Annotated in this window: 18 protein-coding genes; 12 read left to right on the top strand and 6 right to left on the bottom strand. The window is 70.6% G+C overall.

Annotation, left to right across the window (positions count from 1 at the left end):
* Nucleotide 1 precedes the first annotated feature (1 nt).
* Both EIZ44_RS19140 and EIZ44_RS19135 read left to right on the top strand, forming a co-directional pair.
* Nucleotides 2-1,096 (top strand): FAD-dependent monooxygenase, encoded by a 1,095-nt coding sequence (locus tag EIZ44_RS19140; RefSeq protein ID WP_037809833.1) that lies wholly within the window; start codon nucleotides 2-4, stop codon nucleotides 1,094-1,096.
* Nucleotides 1,097-1,123: 27 nt separating this feature from the next.
* Entirely contained in the window at nucleotides 1,124-1,582 is a 459-nt protein-coding gene (locus EIZ44_RS19135; RefSeq protein ID WP_037809835.1) for a YbjQ family protein, read from the top strand.
* 76 nt (nucleotides 1,583-1,658) lie between these two features.
* On the opposite strand, the gene EIZ44_RS19130 is transcribed toward EIZ44_RS19135, so the two are convergent.
* Nucleotides 1,659-3,455 (bottom strand): AMP-dependent synthetase/ligase, encoded by a 1,797-nt coding sequence (locus EIZ44_RS19130; RefSeq protein WP_037809837.1) that lies wholly within the window; start codon nucleotides 3,453-3,455, stop codon nucleotides 1,659-1,661.
* A 112-nt stretch (nucleotides 3,456-3,567) separates the two neighbouring features.
* Here EIZ44_RS19130 and EIZ44_RS19125 point away from each other — a divergent pair, with 112 nt between their 5' ends.
* The 7 genes from EIZ44_RS19125 (at nucleotide 3,568) to EIZ44_RS19095 (ending at nucleotide 8,805) form a co-directional block, all read left to right on the top strand.
* A complete protein-coding gene (locus EIZ44_RS19125; protein WP_134730188.1) occupies nucleotides 3,568-3,978 on the top strand; it encodes a polyketide cyclase / dehydrase and lipid transport in 411 nt (136 codons plus the stop codon).
* 9 nt (nucleotides 3,979-3,987) lie between these two features.
* Nucleotides 3,988-4,782, top strand: a complete 795-nt coding sequence (locus tag EIZ44_RS19120; protein ID WP_134730186.1) for a metallophosphoesterase family protein — start codon at nucleotides 3,988-3,990, stop codon at nucleotides 4,780-4,782.
* A 27-nt stretch (nucleotides 4,783-4,809) separates the two neighbouring features.
* Entirely contained in the window at nucleotides 4,810-5,247 is a 438-nt protein-coding gene (locus EIZ44_RS19115) for an SRPBCC family protein (protein WP_037809841.1), read from the top strand.
* A complete protein-coding gene (locus EIZ44_RS19110; protein ID WP_037809842.1) occupies nucleotides 5,248-6,405 on the top strand; it encodes an ArsA family ATPase in 1,158 nt (385 codons plus the stop codon).
* Nucleotides 6,402-6,878, top strand: coding sequence for a hypothetical protein (locus tag EIZ44_RS19105; protein WP_051728704.1), 477 nt, complete (start codon nucleotides 6,402-6,404; stop codon nucleotides 6,876-6,878). The genes EIZ44_RS19110 and EIZ44_RS19105 overlap by 4 nt, the downstream gene beginning before the upstream one ends.
* Nucleotides 6,879-6,893: 15 nt before the next feature.
* Nucleotides 6,894-7,820, top strand: coding sequence for an ROK family protein (locus EIZ44_RS19100; RefSeq protein ID WP_037810117.1), 927 nt, complete (start codon nucleotides 6,894-6,896; stop codon nucleotides 7,818-7,820).
* Between the two features lie 115 nt (nucleotides 7,821-7,935).
* Nucleotides 7,936-8,805: an NUDIX domain-containing protein gene (locus EIZ44_RS19095; RefSeq protein ID WP_134730184.1), complete on the top strand. Its 870-nt coding sequence runs from the start codon at nucleotides 7,936-7,938 to the stop codon at nucleotides 8,803-8,805.
* 560 nt (nucleotides 8,806-9,365) lie between these two features.
* Here the strand turns inward: EIZ44_RS19095 and EIZ44_RS19090 are convergent.
* Nucleotides 9,366-10,154: an oxidoreductase gene (locus EIZ44_RS19090; RefSeq protein WP_134730182.1), complete on the bottom strand. Its 789-nt coding sequence runs from the start codon at nucleotides 10,152-10,154 to the stop codon at nucleotides 9,366-9,368.
* A 109-nt stretch (nucleotides 10,155-10,263) separates the two neighbouring features.
* Between EIZ44_RS19090 and EIZ44_RS19085 the strand changes: the two genes are divergently transcribed.
* Complete coding sequence (locus EIZ44_RS19085; protein WP_043829116.1) at nucleotides 10,264-10,830, top strand: TetR/AcrR family transcriptional regulator; 567 nt, start codon at nucleotides 10,264-10,266, stop codon at nucleotides 10,828-10,830.
* On the opposite strand, the gene EIZ44_RS19080 is transcribed toward EIZ44_RS19085, so the two are convergent.
* The 4 genes from EIZ44_RS19080 to EIZ44_RS19065 are packed head-to-tail and all read right to left on the bottom strand — an operon-like array spanning nucleotide 10,827 to nucleotide 13,762.
* Nucleotides 10,827-11,282, bottom strand: coding sequence for a YdeI/OmpD-associated family protein (locus EIZ44_RS19080; protein ID WP_043829118.1), 456 nt, complete (start codon nucleotides 11,280-11,282; stop codon nucleotides 10,827-10,829). The genes EIZ44_RS19085 and EIZ44_RS19080 overlap by 4 nt on opposite strands.
* Nucleotides 11,283-11,302: 20 nt before the next feature.
* Nucleotides 11,303-12,442: a glutamate--cysteine ligase gene (locus EIZ44_RS19075; protein ID WP_134730180.1), complete on the bottom strand. Its 1,140-nt coding sequence runs from the start codon at nucleotides 12,440-12,442 to the stop codon at nucleotides 11,303-11,305.
* Nucleotides 12,443-12,452: 10 nt separating this feature from the next.
* Entirely contained in the window at nucleotides 12,453-12,998 is a 546-nt protein-coding gene (locus EIZ44_RS19070) for a hypothetical protein (RefSeq protein ID WP_134730178.1), read from the bottom strand.
* Entirely contained in the window at nucleotides 12,995-13,762 is a 768-nt protein-coding gene (locus tag EIZ44_RS19065; RefSeq protein WP_134730176.1) for an alpha/beta hydrolase, read from the bottom strand. The genes EIZ44_RS19070 and EIZ44_RS19065 overlap by 4 nt, the downstream gene beginning before the upstream one ends.
* A 219-nt stretch (nucleotides 13,763-13,981) precedes the next feature.
* Here EIZ44_RS19065 and EIZ44_RS19060 point away from each other — a divergent pair, with 219 nt between their 5' ends.
* Entirely contained in the window at nucleotides 13,982-14,743 is a 762-nt protein-coding gene (locus EIZ44_RS19060; RefSeq protein WP_037809856.1) for a lysophospholipid acyltransferase family protein, read from the top strand.
* 20 nt (nucleotides 14,744-14,763) lie between these two features.
* On the top strand, nucleotides 14,764-15,252 hold the full coding sequence (locus EIZ44_RS19055) for a polyadenylate-specific 3'-exoribonuclease AS (RefSeq protein ID WP_067595152.1): 489 nt from the start codon (nucleotides 14,764-14,766) through the stop codon (nucleotides 15,250-15,252).
* Nucleotides 15,253-15,660 lie beyond the last annotated feature (408 nt).

The raw sequence follows: 15,660 nt of genomic DNA, 5'->3' as shown, positions 1-15,660 counted from the left end.
GATGCGGGTTTTGATCGCAGGCGGCGGAGTCGCGGGCACGGTGGCGGCGATGGCGCTGCAGCGCGCCGGGCACGAGCCGGTCGTGTACGAGGCGCATCCCAGCGGGGGAGCGGACGCGGGCGCGTTCCTCGTCGTCATGCACAACGGCATGAACGCGTTGCGTGCGATCGACGCCGACACCCCGGTGATCGAGGCGTCCTTCCCCTCCACCGGCATGGAACTCGTCGGCCCGGACGGGACCACGCTCGGCGCGCACGAGTTCGACCGCGAACTCGACGGCCCGCGCACCCTCACCCGCGCCGCGCTTTACCGTGCGCTGCAACAGGAAGCGGAACGCCGCGGCGTCGAAATCATCCACGGCAAGCGCTTGGTTTCCGCGACCGACGGCGTCACCGCGACTTTTCAGGACGGCACCACCGCGTCCGGCGACGTGCTCGTCGGCGCGGACGGCCTGCATTCCGTCGTCCGTACGCTCATCGATCCGCAGGCCGAGCCGCCGCGCTTCACCGGCCTGACCGTGGTCTACGGCTACACCCGCGCTGAAGGACTTCCTGCCGCACAGGGCAGCTACCGGATGTTCCGCGGCAGCCGCGCCGCGTTCGGCTACACCACCGACCCCGACGGCGCGACGTTCTGGTTCGCCCGCGTCCCCGACTCCGAACGCTCGCGCGCCGAGATCGCCGCCGTCACCCCGGAAGGCTGGCGTGAGTTCACCCACGCCGCGTTCGCGGACGACCCGCTGCCGTGCGCCGCGATCGTGGCCGCGACCGGCGACGACGTGCACGGCGGCCATTCCTACGACCTGCCGACCACCCGCATCTGGTCGACGCCGTCGATGGTGCTGGCCGGCGACGCCGCACACGCGGCGTCGCCAGCAGCGGGACAGGGCGCGTCGATGGCGCTGGAAGACGCGGTGGTGCTCGGCCAGTGCCTGCGCGATCTGCCGGACGCGCCCGCGGCGTTCGCGGCCTACGACCGGCTGCGCCGCGCCCGGGTCGAGAAGCTCGTGGCGGCCAGCGCGGGCCAGGACGTCGGCGAGGAACGAGGCTGGGCATATCGGCATCATCTGGACTGGACCGCGCGAATCACAGCGTGAGCGGCCCGCCGACGATACGATCCGCGCATGACTCAAGCCGCGCCACCGCAGCAGTTCCCGATCCTGCTGTCGACCATGAACGATCTGCCCGGGTACCGCGTCGTCCGCGTGTTCGGCGAGGTCTTCGGGCTCACCGTCCGCAGCCGCAACATGTTCTCCAACATCGGTTCCGGGTTCAAGGCGATGGGAGGCGGCGAGCTCAAGGGCCTCACCAAGCTGCTGTCCGACTCGCGCCACGAAGCTCTTTTCCGGCTGTGCCAGGAGGCCATGCAGCACGGGGCCAACGCCGTGCTCGCGCTGCGCTTCGACTGCAACGAGATCGCCGGCACGGCCAGTGAGATCGCCGCCTACGGCACCGCGGTGTACGTGGTCCCGGACGGCACTCAGCAGCAACAGCCGCCGCAGCAACAGCAGCAGGCCGCCCCGCAGCAGCAGTACGCGCAGGCGCCGCAGCAGCAGTACCAGGCTCAGCCGCCGCAGGCCTGACTCCCGCAGCCTGGGCGACAGACGGAAAACGGGCCCGCGCCGGCGATCGGCGCGGGCCCGTTTTCGCGGGACCGGGTCACTTCCGGTACAGCGCCTCGATGTCGGAGGCGTAGTTCTTGTTCACCACGTTCCGCTTCAGCTTCAGGCTCGGCGTGATCTCGCCGCCGGCTTCGGTGAAGTCGTTCGCCAGCACGGTGAACTTCTTGATCGACTCCGCGTGCGACACCTGCTTGTTCGCCTCGTCGACCGCCGCCTGGATCTCGGCGCGCAGGTCCGCGTCCTCGGCCAGTTCCGACACCGTCGCCGCTTCCGGCTTGCCGTGCTGGGACTTCCAGGCCGGGAAGTACTCCTCGTCGATCGTCACCAGCGCGGCGATGAACGGCCGCTGGTCGCCGACCACCATCACCTGGCTCACCAGCGGCGAGGCCTTGATGGTGTCCTCGAGACCGGACGGGGCGACGTTCTTGCCGCCCGCCGTCACGATGATCTCCTTCTTGCGGCCGGTGATCTTGAGGAAGCCTTCCGCGTCCAGCTCGCCGAGGTCGCCGGTGTGGAACCAGCCGTCGGTGAGGGCTTCCGCGCTCGCCTCCGGGTTGTTGTAGTACCGGCCGAACACGACGTCGCCCTTGAGCAGGACCTCGCCGTCCTCCGCGATGCGCACCGAGGTGCCCGCGACCGGACGCCCGACGGTGCCGACGCGGAACGCCGCGCTGGTGTTCACGTTCGCCGCGGCCGACGTTTCGGTGAGGCCGTAGCCCTCGAACACCGGCACGCCGATGCCGCGGAAGAAGTGCGCCAGCCGCGCGCCCAGCGGGGCCCCGCCGGACACCGCGGCGATGCAGCGGCCGCCCAACGCGGCGCGGAGCTTGCCGTACACCAGCTTGTCGAACACCAGGTGCTTCGCGCGCAGACTCAGTCCGGCGCCGCCCTTTTCCTGCGCCTCGCTGTACGCGACCGCGGTGGCCTCGGCGGCGTCGAAGATCTTGCCCTTGCCGTCGGCGTGCGCCTTCTGCTTGGCGGTGTTGTAGACCTTCTCGAACACGCGCGGCACGGCGACCACGAACGTCGGCCGGAACGTGCCGAGGTCCGGGACCAGGTTCTTCACGTCCGGCGTGTGGCCCAGGGTGACCCGGGCGGTGAGCGCGGTGATGGCGATCGCGCGGGCCAGGATGTGCGCCAGCGGCAGGAAGCACAGCAGCGAGTTGCCCTGCTCCATCAGCTCCGGGAAGGCCTCGATGTCCGCGCGGATCTCGGCGAGCAGGTTCCGGTGGGTCAGCTCGACGCCCTTGGGCCGCCCGGTGGTGCCCGAGGTGTAGACGATGGTGGCCGTCTCGTTCGCGGTCACGCCGCGGCGGCGGGTGTGCAGATCCTCGTCGGAGACCTCGGCGCCCAGCGCGGTCAGCTCGTCGACCGCGGGGGAGCCGCCCTCGATCTGCCAGATGTTCTCGAGCGTGCTGAGCCGCCCGCTGATCTCGTCGACCGCCTTGCGGTGCGCGCCGGTCTCCACGACGACGGCCTTGGCCGCCGAGTCGGAAAGGATCCAGTGCACCTGTTCGGGCGACGAGGTCTCGTAGATCGGCACCGTGACCGCGCCCGCGGCCCAGATCGCGAAGTCGACCAGAGTCCACTCGTAGCGGGTCTTGGACATCAGCGCGACGCGGTCGCCGTGCCCGACGCCCGCCGCGATCAGGCCCTTGGCCACGGCCGCGACCTGGTCTGCGAAGTCCTTCGCGGTGACGTCCAGCCAGGTGCCCTCGACCTGCCTCCGGAAGCTGACCACGTCGGAGAACCGCTCCGCGTTCGCCCAGACGACATCGGCCAGGTTCTCGTCGTCGGTCACCGGTTTCCCGGCGGGGGCGCTGTATTCGCGCACGTGGACCTCCGTGTTCGACGCGTGCGGTTACCCGCCAGTCAACTTAGCGTGCCGTAGACCTTAAGACCATGCTGGCACGGGGCGCGCGGCGAGGTCGTGACATCGTGTCCGGGTGCACGAACCGCCAGCTCTCGATCTTGTCGACGAGACCTTCCTCGTCGTGCCCCCGTCGACCGTCGCGGCCGCCTTCGCCGAGCCCCGTTCGTGGCGGCGCTACTGGCCCGACCTGGAGTTGCAGGTCTACACCGACCGGGGGGACAAGGGCCTGCGCTGGACCGTCACGGGCGCCTTGATCGGTACCATGGAGGTCTGGCTGGAACCTGTTCTCGACGGCACGGTGCTGCACTACTTCCTGCGGGCCACGCCTGCCGGTCCCGGCGGCGTCCCGCGCGAGCTGAGCCCGCGCGAACTGCGCCGCGAATTCGACCGGCGGGCGCGCGCGGCGAAGGACGTGGCGCTGGGGTTGAAGGAGATCCTCGAGGACGGGCGCGAGCCGGGGATCCCGCCCCGGCCCGTCGAGTAGGAGGCTCTTGTGCGGGTTCACGTCGTTTCGGACGTGCACGGCAACGCCGACGCGCTGAAGCGGGCGGGGGACGGGGCGGACGCGCTGGTCGTGCTGGGCGACCTGCTCGACTTCGTCGACTACCACGACCACGACAAAGGCATCATGGGCGTGCTGTTCGGCGCGGAGAAGGTCGGCGAGTTCGCCCGCCTGCGCCGCGAAGGCACCCGGGACGAGACGGTCGCCTATTCGCGCACGCTGTGGGCCACCCTGGACGACCCGGCCGCCGCGGTCGACGAAGCGGTCCGCGAGCAGTACTCCACGTTGTTCGCGTCGATGACGGCGCCGACGTACGCGATCCCCGGCAATGTCGACGCGCCTTCGGCGTGGCCGGAGTTCGCCGGCGAGGGCGTCCACCTGGTCGACGGCGAGGTCGTCACCATCGGCGGGCTGCGGTTCGGCTTCGCGGGCGGCGCGGTGCTGCCCGACGGCGTGCTCCCGCGTCCGCGCAAGGGCGCGGCGTGGCGGCCGTACCTGCGGGCGCGCGAGGAGTTCGACGCGGCGGTTTCGCTGCTGGACGAGGTCGACGTGCTGTGCACGCACATCCCTCCCGCGGTGCCCGAACTGACCTACGACGTGGTCGCGCGCCGCGCCGAACTCGGTTCGAAGGCGCTGCTGGACCTGATCCGGCGGCAGCGTCCGCGCTGGTCGGTGTTCGGGCACGTGCACCAGCCGCTGGCCGTGCGGCGCCGGGTCGGGCACACCGAGTGCCGTAACGTGGGTCACTTCAAGGAGACCGGGCAGCCCTACGTGCTGCGCTGGTGACGGTGCGGTCCGGCTACGCTTCGTCCCATGGCCGAGCAGTCCACGCAGTCCATCGAGGTCGACGCCGAGCCCGCGCGGGTCATGTCGGTGATCTCCGATTTCCCCGCGTACCCGGAGTGGGCCAAGGCGGTCCGCGAGACCGAGGTGCTCGCGACCGACGACGCGGGCCGGGCGAAACAGGTGAAGCTCACCCTCGACGCCGGGCCGATCAAGGACGTGTACACGCTCGAATACGACTGGGACGATTCCGGTCTCGGCGTCAGCTGGCACCTGGTCAAGGGCCAGATGCAGAAGGCGCAGAACGGCCGGTACGCGCTCGAGCCGCTCGGCGGCGGGCGCACCCGCGTCACCTACACGCTGTCGGTCGAGCTGGCGCTGCCGATGATCGGGCTGCTGCGGCGCAAGGCGGAGAAGATGGTCATGGACACCGCGCTCAAGGAGCTCAAGCGCAGGGCTGAGGGCTAGATGCGCATCCTGCTGTTCACCGGCAAGGGGGGTGTCGGGAAGACGACGCTCGCCGCGGCTACCGCTGCCGCGCTCGCCGGCCGCGGCAGGAAGACGCTGGTCGTGTCCACCGACCCGGCGCATTCGCTCGGCGACGCGTTCGGCACGCCGCTCGGCGCCGAACCCTCCGAAGTGGACCTCCGCCGCGACGGCACGCCGGCCGGTCTCTGGGCGGCGCAGGTCGATTCGCGCGCGTTGGCCGACCGCACCTGGCACGAGCTGCGCGGCGAACTGCGGAAAGTGCTGGCCGGAGCCGGTCTGGACGTGCTGGACGCGGAAGAGCTGACCGTGCTGCCCGGCGTCGACGAACTGCTCGCGCTGAGCGAGGTGCGGCGGCTGGCTTCGCAGGGTCCGTGGGACACCGTGGTGGTCGACTGCGGTCCGACCGCTGAGACGCTGCGCTTGCTTTCGCTGCCGGAAGCCGTGTCGGGCTACTTGGGCCGGGTGTTCGGCAACCGGCGCGTCGCGGCTTCGGTGCGTCGGCTCGGCGCGCATCTCGACGCGCTGCGCGAACTGCTCACCGACCCGCGCGTGACGACCGTGCGGCTGGTGCTGACGCCGGAACGAGTGGTGGTCGCCGAGGCGCGGCGCACGCTGACGTCGCTGGCGCTGCGCGGCATCGCGGTCGACGGCCTGATCGCCAACCGGCTCATGCCCGCGCCCGGATTCTGGCGCGGATCGGCGGCGAAATGGCTGCGCACCCGGCGGGACCAGCAGGACGCGGTGCTGGCGGAACTGGCCGAGGCCGGATTCGGCCCCGGCGAACTGGCCCGCGTCGAGCACCGGGCGAGCGAACCGGTGGGCGCCGAGGCGCTCGCCGAACTGGCCCGCGAACTGTACGGCACCCGGGATCCGTTGTCCGGCAACGGGAAACCGGTCACGCCGCTGTTGTCGGTGGCCGCCGACGGGGACGGTTTCCGGCTGCGGGTCGCGCTCCCGCTGGACCGGGATTCGGCGGTCGACCTCGCGCGCGTCGACGACGACCTGGCGATCACCGTGGACGGGTTCCGCCGCCTGGTCGCCCTGCCCGAGACGCTGCGCCCGTGCCGGATCACCGGCGCGGAATCCGACGCCGACGGCCTGGTGGTCAGCCTGGCCGGGAACCGGGGGGCCGGATGAGCGAAGAACACGGCGACGACCAGGCGGCGGGGTCTTTTTCGGACGGCCTGAAGCTGGCCGAGGAGATCCGGCTGCTGGTCGAGATGGTGATCGAACGGGCCGCACCGTGGCTGGAAGGCGTCATGGCCGCCGGGCACGGTTCGCCGGAGGAACCGGGCGCGCCGGGCGGGTCCGGTGTGGAGGACAGCACTTCGGGATGCGGGTGGTGCCCGCTGTGTGCGATCGTCGCCGTCGTGCGCGGCGAGCGGCCGGAGTTCGTGGCGAGGGTCCTCGAACAGGCCGCCCAGCTCGTCGCGCTGCTGCGGGCGGTGCTCGCGGACCGGTGGGAGCCGGAGGAGGGCGTGCACATGCCCGGGTTCCGGCCTGTCGCGCATCCGCCCGCGACCGCGGCGTCCTCTTCGGAGTCGGCGTCGCGGGTCCAGCACATCGCCGTCCGCAAGCGCGCGGACTGGCAGCCGGAGCGGGAGAACTGATTGCTGACCGTAGGGGTGGACGTCGGCGGCACCAGCGTGCGTGCCGGCGTCGTGGACGAGCGCGGCTCGCTGCTCGACACGGCGCGCGTCGGGACGCCGAGCGAGGAGAACGCGCTCGAAGACGCCATCGCCGGGGTCGTCGAAGACCTGCGCAACCGGCACGACGTCGCCGCGGTCGGCCTGGCCGTGGCCGGTTTCGTGACCCGCGACCGGCGCTCGGTGATGTTCGCGCCGCATCTCGCCTGGCGCAATGCCCCGGTGGCGGACCGGATCGCGAAGCGCGTCGGACTCTCGGTGACGCTGGAGCACGACGTCAATTCGGCGGTCGTCGCCGAACACCGCTTCGGCGCCGCCCGCGGTGCGGGTGTCGCGGCCCTGGTCGCGCTGGGCACCGGAATCGGCGCGGGTTTGCTGCTGGACGGCGAGATCTACCGGGGCGCCCACGGGGTCGCGCCGGAACTCGGCCACCTCACGGTGGTGCGCAACGGTCGCGCGTGCCCGTGCGGCAAGTACGGCTGCTGGGAGCGCTATTGCAGCGGCACCGCGCTGGCCGCGACCGCCGTCGAGCTGCTCGCCCGGTACCCCGGCCGGTCCACTGTGCTGTCCCGGGAAATCGCCGGCGACCCCGGTTCGGTCACCGGCCGCCGAGTAGCCCGCGCGGCCCGCGACGGCGACCCGATCGCCTTGCGCGCCATGGCGGAACTCGCGAAATGGCTGGGCGAAGGACTGGCCCTGGTGGCGGACGTCTTCGACCCGGAGATCATCGTGATCGGCGGCGGAGTGTCGGAGTCCGCGCCGCTGTTCCTGGACGAGGCCCGGGAGCACTACTCCGGAGCGATCACGGGTGCGCGGCACCGTCCGCTGGCGCGGATCCGGACCGCGCACCTGGGCGACGACACGGCGATCGTCGGGGCGGCGGCGTTGGCGATGGACACGTTGTGAGTGCGTACGCCGGTTAGAACCGGCCTAGGCGCGCACGAGGTTCCGCAGGGCGAGGGGTCTCGTGCGGTTCTCACCGGGATTAACACGCACGACGTTCTGTGGAAGGCTGGGCCGGGTGACGCCGATGACCGCCAACCGCTTCGTGCGGTGTTCCTGCGGCAGGCAGCACTGGGGCGCGTTCGGCGCGGCCGGCTTGTTGTTGTGCGATCCCAGCCGCGGGGTGCTGTTGCAGCAGCGCGCGTCGTGGGTGCACAACGGCGGCACGTGGGCCCTGCCCGGCGGCGCGCTCGAAGTCGGCGAGACCGTGCACGAAGCCGCTGCCCGGGAAGCGTGGGAAGAGGCCGCCATCCCCGCCTCCGCGTTCCGCGCGATGTCTGCCTCGGTGCTGGACCACGGCGAATGGCAGTACACGACGGTCCTCGGCCTGGCCGACAGCGCGCTGCAAGCCCAGGTCGCGAACGAGGAAAGCGCCGAGATGCGCTGGGTCCCGCCGGACGAGGTGGCCGCCCTGGACCTCCACCGAGATTTCGCCGCCGCCTGGCCCGTGCTGCGCGAGCAGTTAGGCCGCGAACTGGTCCTGGTCGTCGACGCGGCGAACGTGATGGGCTCCCGCCCCGACGGCTGGTGGCGCGACCGCCACGCCGCCGCGGAACGACTGCGCGACCAGCTGACCGGTCCGGCCGAACAAGGTCTGCGCGACGCCGTAACCGGAATCGGCGCGGGCCCGGCGTGGTCCTGGTGGCCCCGGGTGGTGCTGGTGGTGGAGGGCAAGGCCAGGGGAGTCGAGCCGATCCCCGGAGTCGAGGTCGTCGCGGCGGAGACGGACGGCGATTCGAAGATCGTCGAGGTGACCGCCGCCGCCCGCCAACGCCCGGACGACCACGTCGTGGTGGTGACGGCCGACCGAGAACTGCGCGGCCGGGTTGGTGCTCTTGGCGCGTTGGTGCTCGGACCGGGGACGCTGCTGCGGGAACTGGGCGGCTGAGCGGGGCTCGCTTGGTCGCGGCTGTTGTTCGGTGTGGCTTCGGGGATCACCTCCGTGGTGGTGGTTAGGCGCGAGTCGCGTGGCTGGGTCGGGAAATCCTGCTGCGGGAGCGGCGCTGTGAGCGAACGTCGCGGGGTCTCGGCCGCTGCCCAGCAGCGCTGCGGGGGATCACGCCTGTGGTGGCGGCTGCTCGCGAGCTGCGCGCCGGAGTCGGCGATCTTGCCGCGCGAGCTGAGCGGACGTCGGGCGGATGCGACTGCTGTCCGATGGGGCTTCGGCGGATCACCTCCGTGGTGGTGGTTGGTCGCGAGTCGCGTGGCCGGGTCGGGAATCCTGGTGCGGGAGCGGCATGATCGAGCGAACGCCGCCCGGCCCCGGCCATAGCCCGGCAGCGCTCCGCATGATCACGCCCGTGGCAGCCGATCGTGAATCGCTCGGCAACGCGCCCTCGCGAGGCATCGAGCAGCTAGCCGAGAGCGGCTACCTTCCGGCTCGTGTCGTGGTGGCGGCGACAAATCGCGAGCAGGCAAGCCACTCATCCGCCCCGCCAGAGCTAGCCGTCACACGGTCTTCACCGAGCCCGCGTCCACCAGGTGGTCCGTTCCGGTGATGCTCGCCGCCAGCGGCGACGCCAGGTACGCGATCAACGTAGCCACCTCATCCGGTTCGATCAGCCGTCCGGTCAGCATCCCGGCACCGGCGGGCAGTGCGGCCAGCAGATCCTCGTGCGCCAACCCCATCGACGAAGCCAGTTCGGCACCGTAACTGTCCGGGCCTTCCCACAGCGCGGTGCGCACCGGTCCGGGCGAGACCGTGTTGACTCGCACGCCGTGGGGGCCGAACTCCTCCGCCAGTGCCTTCCCGAAAGCGGTCAGCGCGGCTTTCGCGGTGGTGTAAGCGATCGGGCCCGAATGCGGAATCCGCGCGCCGTTCGAGGACACCGTGACGATCGCGCCCCGGCGTTCGATCAGGTGGGGCAATGCGGCTCGGGAAGCCCGGACAGCGGCGAGGAAATTCAGTTCCAGCAGGTCCGTCCACTGCTGGTCCCCGATCGACAGGAAACCACCGGCCTGTCCGCTGGCGCTGTCGCCGCCGCCGACGTTGTTCACCAGGACGTCCAATCCGCCGAGTTCCGCGACGGCTTGGTCGATCAACCGTCCGGGACCGTCGGGTGTGGAGAGGTCCACCGAGATCGGCACCGCGCCGGTTTCCTTGAGTTCCGGCGTGATCGTCCGGGCCGCGGCCACCACGCGCATTCCTTCGCCGAGCAGCGCGGAAACCGTGGCCAGGCCGATTCCCCGGCTCGCTCCGGTGACTACCGCGGTCTTGCCGGTCAGCTGCAGGTCCATCGCGAAACCCCCAAAAAGTCGTGTCAAAGGCGATGCAGCTAAGCTAGCAGTTGCAACATCAGTGTCGCAACTATGAACCGAGTGGCAACCATGGCGTAAACTGGGCAGCATGGAGAAACGGGCCCTGCGCGCGGACTCGGAACGGACGGCCCAGGCGATCCTCGAGGCGGCCGAACGGGTGCTCAGCGACAACCCGGCGGCGACCATGGAGCAGATCGCCGAGGCCGCTGGCGTCTCGCGGACCACGGTGCACCGCCGGTTCGCCAGCCGGGAGGCGCTGGTCGACGCGATGACCCTGTGGGCGACGCAGCAGTTCCACAACGCGCTCGCCAGCGTCCGGCCCGACGTCACGCCGCCGCTGGTCGCGCTCTACCAGGTCACCGCGAAGGTGCTGAGCGTCAAGCTCCGGTGGGGCTTCGCGATGAACGCGCACCCGGCCGAAGAGGGCGTCCTGACCCCGGACGTGCTCGCCCAATGCGACGTTTTCTTCCGCCGGCTGGAGGAAAGCGGCGCGCTGCGGCCCGGCGTCGACCTGGTCTGGGCGCGCCGCGTCTACTGCGCGCTCATCCACGAAGCAGCGCAGGACCAGGACTCCGCCGACCCGGACGCGCTGGCCACCCGCGTCGTCGACACCGTGCTCGGCGGGTTCGGCAAACCCGGCGTCACGATCAGCTAGGGGAGCCCGTCCCCGGCGAGCTCGGCGACGATCTTCGCGATCCGCCGCTCCCGGGTCTCGGCGCGCTTGGCCGAGGTGACCGCTTCAGTCCGTTCCCGTTGGGCAGTAAAGGAAAGCTTGTCGAATGCGGCCCGCGCACCGGGCCTTGCCGCCAGCGCCGAAGCCAGCTCATCCGGCAGTTCGACGGTCCGCTCGGCGAGGTCGGCTTCGAGCGTGACCTCGACCGTCTCCCCGGCGGCGACCCCGGCCGCCTCCCGGTTCGCCGCGCTGAGCGGCAGCATGAAGTCGCCGGAATAGACCGCGACCGTGCTGCGGTAGGTGTGCGGGCCGATCGTCACCCGCACTTTCGGCCGCCGTCCCTGGCCGAGCGCCTCGACAACGTCGGCCGGGACCCGGAATCCGGTGGCGGTCTTGCCGTTGAGCTCGACAAGCGTGCTGAACGTATGCGACATCGCTGCCTCCCGGGCCACAGCTAAACGTGCGGGACGCCCTCGCGCATCTCGGTGACCAGCGCGGCGACCACGGCCTTCAAGGATCCGTTGTACTGCTTGGCGACCGCCCGCTGCCGCTGATAACTCGCGCCGACCCGGAGAATGTTCTCGACATCGCGCAGCTCGCGGACGCAGTCCAGCCGCTTGGCGACCGGTTCCAGCCGGTCCAGCAGTTCGGCGAGGTCTTCGGTGACGAGCCGTTCGCGGCCGGCGGCGTCGAGGATGACGATCGCGTCGAGGCCGTAGCGGGCGGCGCGCCACTTGTTCTCCTGCACGTGCCACGGCGGCAGCACCGGCAGCGTCTCGCCCTTGTCGAGCCGGTCGCTGAAATCGTCCACCAAGCACTGGGTGAGCGCCGAGATCGCGCCGACCTCCTGCAGCGTCGGCAGGCCGTCGCACACGCGCATCTCGATGGTGCCGAAATGCGGGGCCGGGCGGATGTCCCAGCGGATCTCGGAAAAATGGTCGATCACGCCGGTGGTGAACATGTCCTCGACGTAGCCTTCCAGCTCCGCCCATTCGCGGAACTGGAACGGCAGCCCGGCGGTCGGCAGCTGCTGGAACATCAGCGCCCGGTTCGAGGCGTACCCGGTGTCCTCGCCGGACCAGTACGGCGACGACGCGGACAGCGCCTGCAGATGGGGCGCATAGCGCAGCAGCCCGTCGAGCACCGGCAGCACCTTGTCCCGGTGGTCGAGCCCGACGTGGACGTGCACGCCGTAGATCAGCATCTGCCTGCCCCACCACTGGGTGCGGTCGATCAGCTTGGCGTAGCGCTCCTTGTCGGTCACCTTCTGGCGGTACCACGAGGAAAACGGGTGCGAGCCCGCGGAGAACAGCTCGACGCCCAGCGGGTCGGCGACGCGGTGCACCTCGTCGAGCGCCTCGGCGAGGTCGTGCTTCACCTCGCCGACCGTGCGGCAGACGCCGCTGACCACCTCGATGGTGTTGAGCAGCAGTTCCTGTTTGATCCGGGGATGCTCGGGCGCGCCGTCCGGGCGGACCGCGGCGAGCAGTTCCTCCGCGACCGACCGCAGTTCGCCGCTGCGCCGGTCCACCAGCGCGAGTTCCCATTCCGCGCCGACGGTGGAACGCCGGGACGCCCGGAAGTCGATCCGCATGCCCGTCCGGTCAGACCTGGGCGCCGTTGCTGGGGTCCGCGCCGGGCGGCGGGCCCTGGCGCACGCGCAGCAGGAGCAGCGCGATGCCGGTGGCGAGCGAGAGGATGCCGAGCGGGGTGGCGAGCGCCGGGCCGACCCCGATCAGGCTCGGCACGATCAGCAGCAGGAGCCCGACGACGAAGAACAGCAGCACGATGAACGCGCCCTTGCGCCAGCGCGGCAGCGGCGGCGGCTCCGGGGGCACGTAGTGCTCGTCGTCCTCGGCCGGGTCGCCGGAGAACATCGTGGTGTCCCAGTCGGTGCCGCCGGTGCGCCAGCCCTCCGAGGACGACACGGGGGGAGCGGCGGGCGGGTCCGCGGCGGGCTTCGGCTTGGTCTTGCCCGCTTCGGGTTCGGCTCCGGAGGACGCCTCGGGCTCGGCGGTCTTGGGGCCGGCGCCGGAGAACGGGTCCTCGTCCAGGAACACGCCCACGCCCTCGGCCCGGAGGTCGGCCACGATCTCGGCGAACGTGGCGTCGACGTCCTCGGGCCCGTCCGCGCCTTTCCCCCGGTTCATCCGGCACCCACCTGTCCCGCCCGCAGCTGCCGGGCGAAGTCGACACTGCGGCTGAAGATCAGTTCCGCGTCGTGGTCCTGCGTCGCGACGTGGAAGCTGTTCTCCAGCACCACCTCGGTCACGTCCGTGCTCGAGATGCCGTCCAGAACGATCTGCGAGTTCTCGGGTTCGACGACGTGGTCGACCCGCGAGTGCAGCAGCAGCACCGGCTGCGTCACCTTCGGCAGGTCGGCGCGCACGATCTTCCACAGCCGGGCGAGGCTCGCCGCGGCCCGCACCGGGGTGCGCGGATAGGCCAGTTCGACCTCGCCGGGCTTCGCGATGTCGTTGCCGATCGCGCGGATCGACGGGACCACCCGCGACAGCAGCGGCAGCACCTTGGCGTCCAGGCTCAGCCGGGTGACCGACGGGTTGACCAGCACGAGGCCGGAGATGTCCGCGCCGAACTCCTCGGCGAGGCGAAGACTGAGCGTCCCGCCCATCGACATCCCGCCGACGAACACCTGGTCGCATTCCGCGCGCAGGGCCAGCAGCGCCTCGCGGACGGTGGCGTACCAGTCCTGCCAGGTCGTGCGGTTGAGGTCGCGCCAGTGCGTGCCGTGGCCGGGCAGCAGCGGGCAGCGCACCGCGAAGCCTTCGCCGGCCAGGTGCCCGCCCCAGGCGCGCATGCCGTCGGGCGTCGCGGTGAATCCGTGGCAGAGCAGGAAGCCGGCCCCGGAGGAACCCGGGTGGGAGAACGGTTCCGCGCCGACGAGCACGCCCATCACGAACGCCCTTCCGAATCGAAGCGGTGGAGTCTCTCCATGCTCTCACGCCGAAGCCGGGTTGTGTGGCCTAGTCGCGGAAGCGAGGATCCGTCCGGTTCCGCTGTGAGATCGGTCGCTGCCCCCGGGTGACCGCCCGCTCTCGCGTTGTGCGGGCCGGTGCTTGTTCCGTACGCTGACCTGCCGGGGCCCGCGCGGGCAGGAAAGGACTGGAACCCGGTGCTGTACTGGCTGATGAAGTGGGTGTTCATCGGGCCGCTGCTGAAGACGCTGTGGCCCACGAAAGTCGTCGGCGCCGAAAACATCCCCGAGACGGGTGGCGCCATCCTCGCCGGCAACCACCTCGCGGTCGCGGATTCGTTCTTCATGCCGCTGCGGGTCAAGCGCAAGGTCACCTTCCCGGCGAAGTCGGAGTACTTCACCGAGCCCGGGTTCAAGGGCCTGCTCAAGAAGTGGTTCTTCACCGGCGTCGGCCAGTTCCCCATCGACCGCTCCGGCGGCAACGCCGCGCAGGCCGCGCTCGACACCGCGATCCGGCTGGTCAAGGACGGGCACCTGCTCGGCATCTACCCCGAGGGCACCCGCTCCCCGGACGGACGGCTGTACAAGGGCAAGACCGGCGTCGCCCGGATCGCGCTCGAATCGCGCGGCGTCGTGGTCCCGGTGGCGATGGTCGGCACGGACAAGGTCAACCCGATCGGTTCCAAGATGTGGTGGCCGCGGCGGCTCGAGGTGCGCTTCGGCAAGCCGCTCGACTTCTCCCGCTACGAGGGCTTGGCCGGCGACCGGTTCATCGAACGGTCCATCACCGACGAGATCATGTACGCGCTGATGGAGCTGTCCGGCCAGGAGTACGTGGACATTTACGCGGCCAAGGCCAAGGAACTGCTCGCCGCCGAGGCGGCCGGGGTGAAGCCCGCGGTGCCGGCCCAGCCGAGGGCTCTGGACGCCGATCGGGTGCCGGAGACGAAGGCCGGGTAGGGCCCCACTAGAGTTCCCCGGTGCGTTTTTTCTACGACACCGAGTTTATTGAGGACGGCGTGACGATTGACCTGGTGTCGATCGGTGTCGTTGACGAGCGCGGACGCGAGTTCTATGCCGTGTCCACTGATTTCGACCCCGGGCGGGCCGGGGCTTGGGTGCGGGAGAATGTGCTGCCCAAGCTGCCCTCGCCGGCGGATCCGGCTTGGCGGAGCCGGGAGCGGATCCGGGCGGATCTGCTGGAGTTCTTCGGGAAGCCGCCTGGGGGGATCGAGCTGTGGGCCTGGTTCGCGGCGTATGACCATGTGGCGTTGGCGCAGTTGTGGGGGCCGATGCCTGCGTTGCCTCGGCAGTTGCCACGGTTCACCCGGGATTTGAGGCAGCGGTGGGAGGATGCGGGGAAGCCTAAGTTGCCTGCTGCGCCTGGGGATCAGCACGATGCGTTGGCTGATGCTCGGCATAATTTGCAGCGGTGGGGGGTTATTGAGGAGGCGTTTCGGCGGCGGTGAAGGTCGTGTCTCGGCTCGTCGCCTGGCGGCGACATTGCGCCGGGAGTGGTTGCGTGGGGCACCCCGAAGCTTGATTGTGCTGACGGTTCGGGGGTGCTTGTCAAGGCGGGAAAGATGCCTTGACAAGCACCCCCGAACCGCAGGGGAGCTTCGTATCGGGGTGCGGGGGAGGGGCTGGGTGCCTCGATGGTTGGGTGCATCGGCTGCGGTCAAGGGCTGAGTGCGCTGATCGTCGGGCGCATCGGCTGCGGCGAGCGGCTTGGTGGCTCGATCGTTGGGTGTATCGGCTGCGGTCTCGTGGGTTGGGGCTAGCGCCCCAATGTGGCATTGGGTGCGTTAGATGCACCGAATGCCACATTGGGTGCGTTGAGGTCCGTGAAGACATCCCTGGGTTTTGTTTGTCAAGCG

The organism is Amycolatopsis nivea, assembly GCF_004522235.1.
In the GTDB taxonomy this organism is placed as follows: Bacteria; Actinomycetota; Actinomycetes; order Mycobacteriales; family Pseudonocardiaceae; genus Amycolatopsis; species Amycolatopsis nivea.
This window is presented reverse-complemented; position numbering and strand designations above follow the sequence as displayed.

Bases quoted from the DNA above. Each gene is read 5' to 3' on its own strand.
- EIZ44_RS19080 (WP_043829118.1), bottom strand. From the start codon at position 11,282: ATGTCGCATACGTTCAGCACGCTTGTCGAGCTCAACGGCAAGACCGCC.
- EIZ44_RS19135 (WP_037809835.1), top strand. From the start codon at position 1,124: ATGACTCAAGCCGCGCCACCGCAGCAGTTCCCGATCCTGCTGTCGACC.
- EIZ44_RS19115 (WP_037809841.1), top strand. From the start codon at position 4,810: ATGGCCGAGCAGTCCACGCAGTCCATCGAGGTCGACGCCGAGCCCGCG.
- EIZ44_RS19105 (WP_051728704.1), top strand. From the start codon at position 6,402: ATGAGCGAAGAACACGGCGACGACCAGGCGGCGGGGTCTTTTTCGGAC.
- EIZ44_RS19110 (WP_037809842.1), top strand. From the start codon at position 5,248: ATGCGCATCCTGCTGTTCACCGGCAAGGGGGGTGTCGGGAAGACGACG.
- EIZ44_RS19075 (WP_134730180.1), bottom strand. From the start codon at position 12,442: ATGCGGATCGACTTCCGGGCGTCCCGGCGTTCCACCGTCGGCGCGGAA.
- EIZ44_RS19090 (WP_134730182.1), bottom strand. From the start codon at position 10,154: ATGGACCTGCAGCTGACCGGCAAGACCGCGGTAGTCACCGGAGCGAGC.
- EIZ44_RS19085 (WP_043829116.1), top strand. From the start codon at position 10,264: ATGGAGAAACGGGCCCTGCGCGCGGACTCGGAACGGACGGCCCAGGCG.
- EIZ44_RS19070 (WP_134730178.1), bottom strand. From the start codon at position 12,998: ATGAACCGGGGGAAAGGCGCGGACGGGCCCGAGGACGTCGACGCCACG.
- EIZ44_RS19140 (WP_037809833.1), top strand. From the start codon at position 2: ATGCGGGTTTTGATCGCAGGCGGCGGAGTCGCGGGCACGGTGGCGGCG.
- EIZ44_RS19065 (WP_134730176.1), bottom strand. From the start codon at position 13,762: ATGGGCGTGCTCGTCGGCGCGGAACCGTTCTCCCACCCGGGTTCCTCC.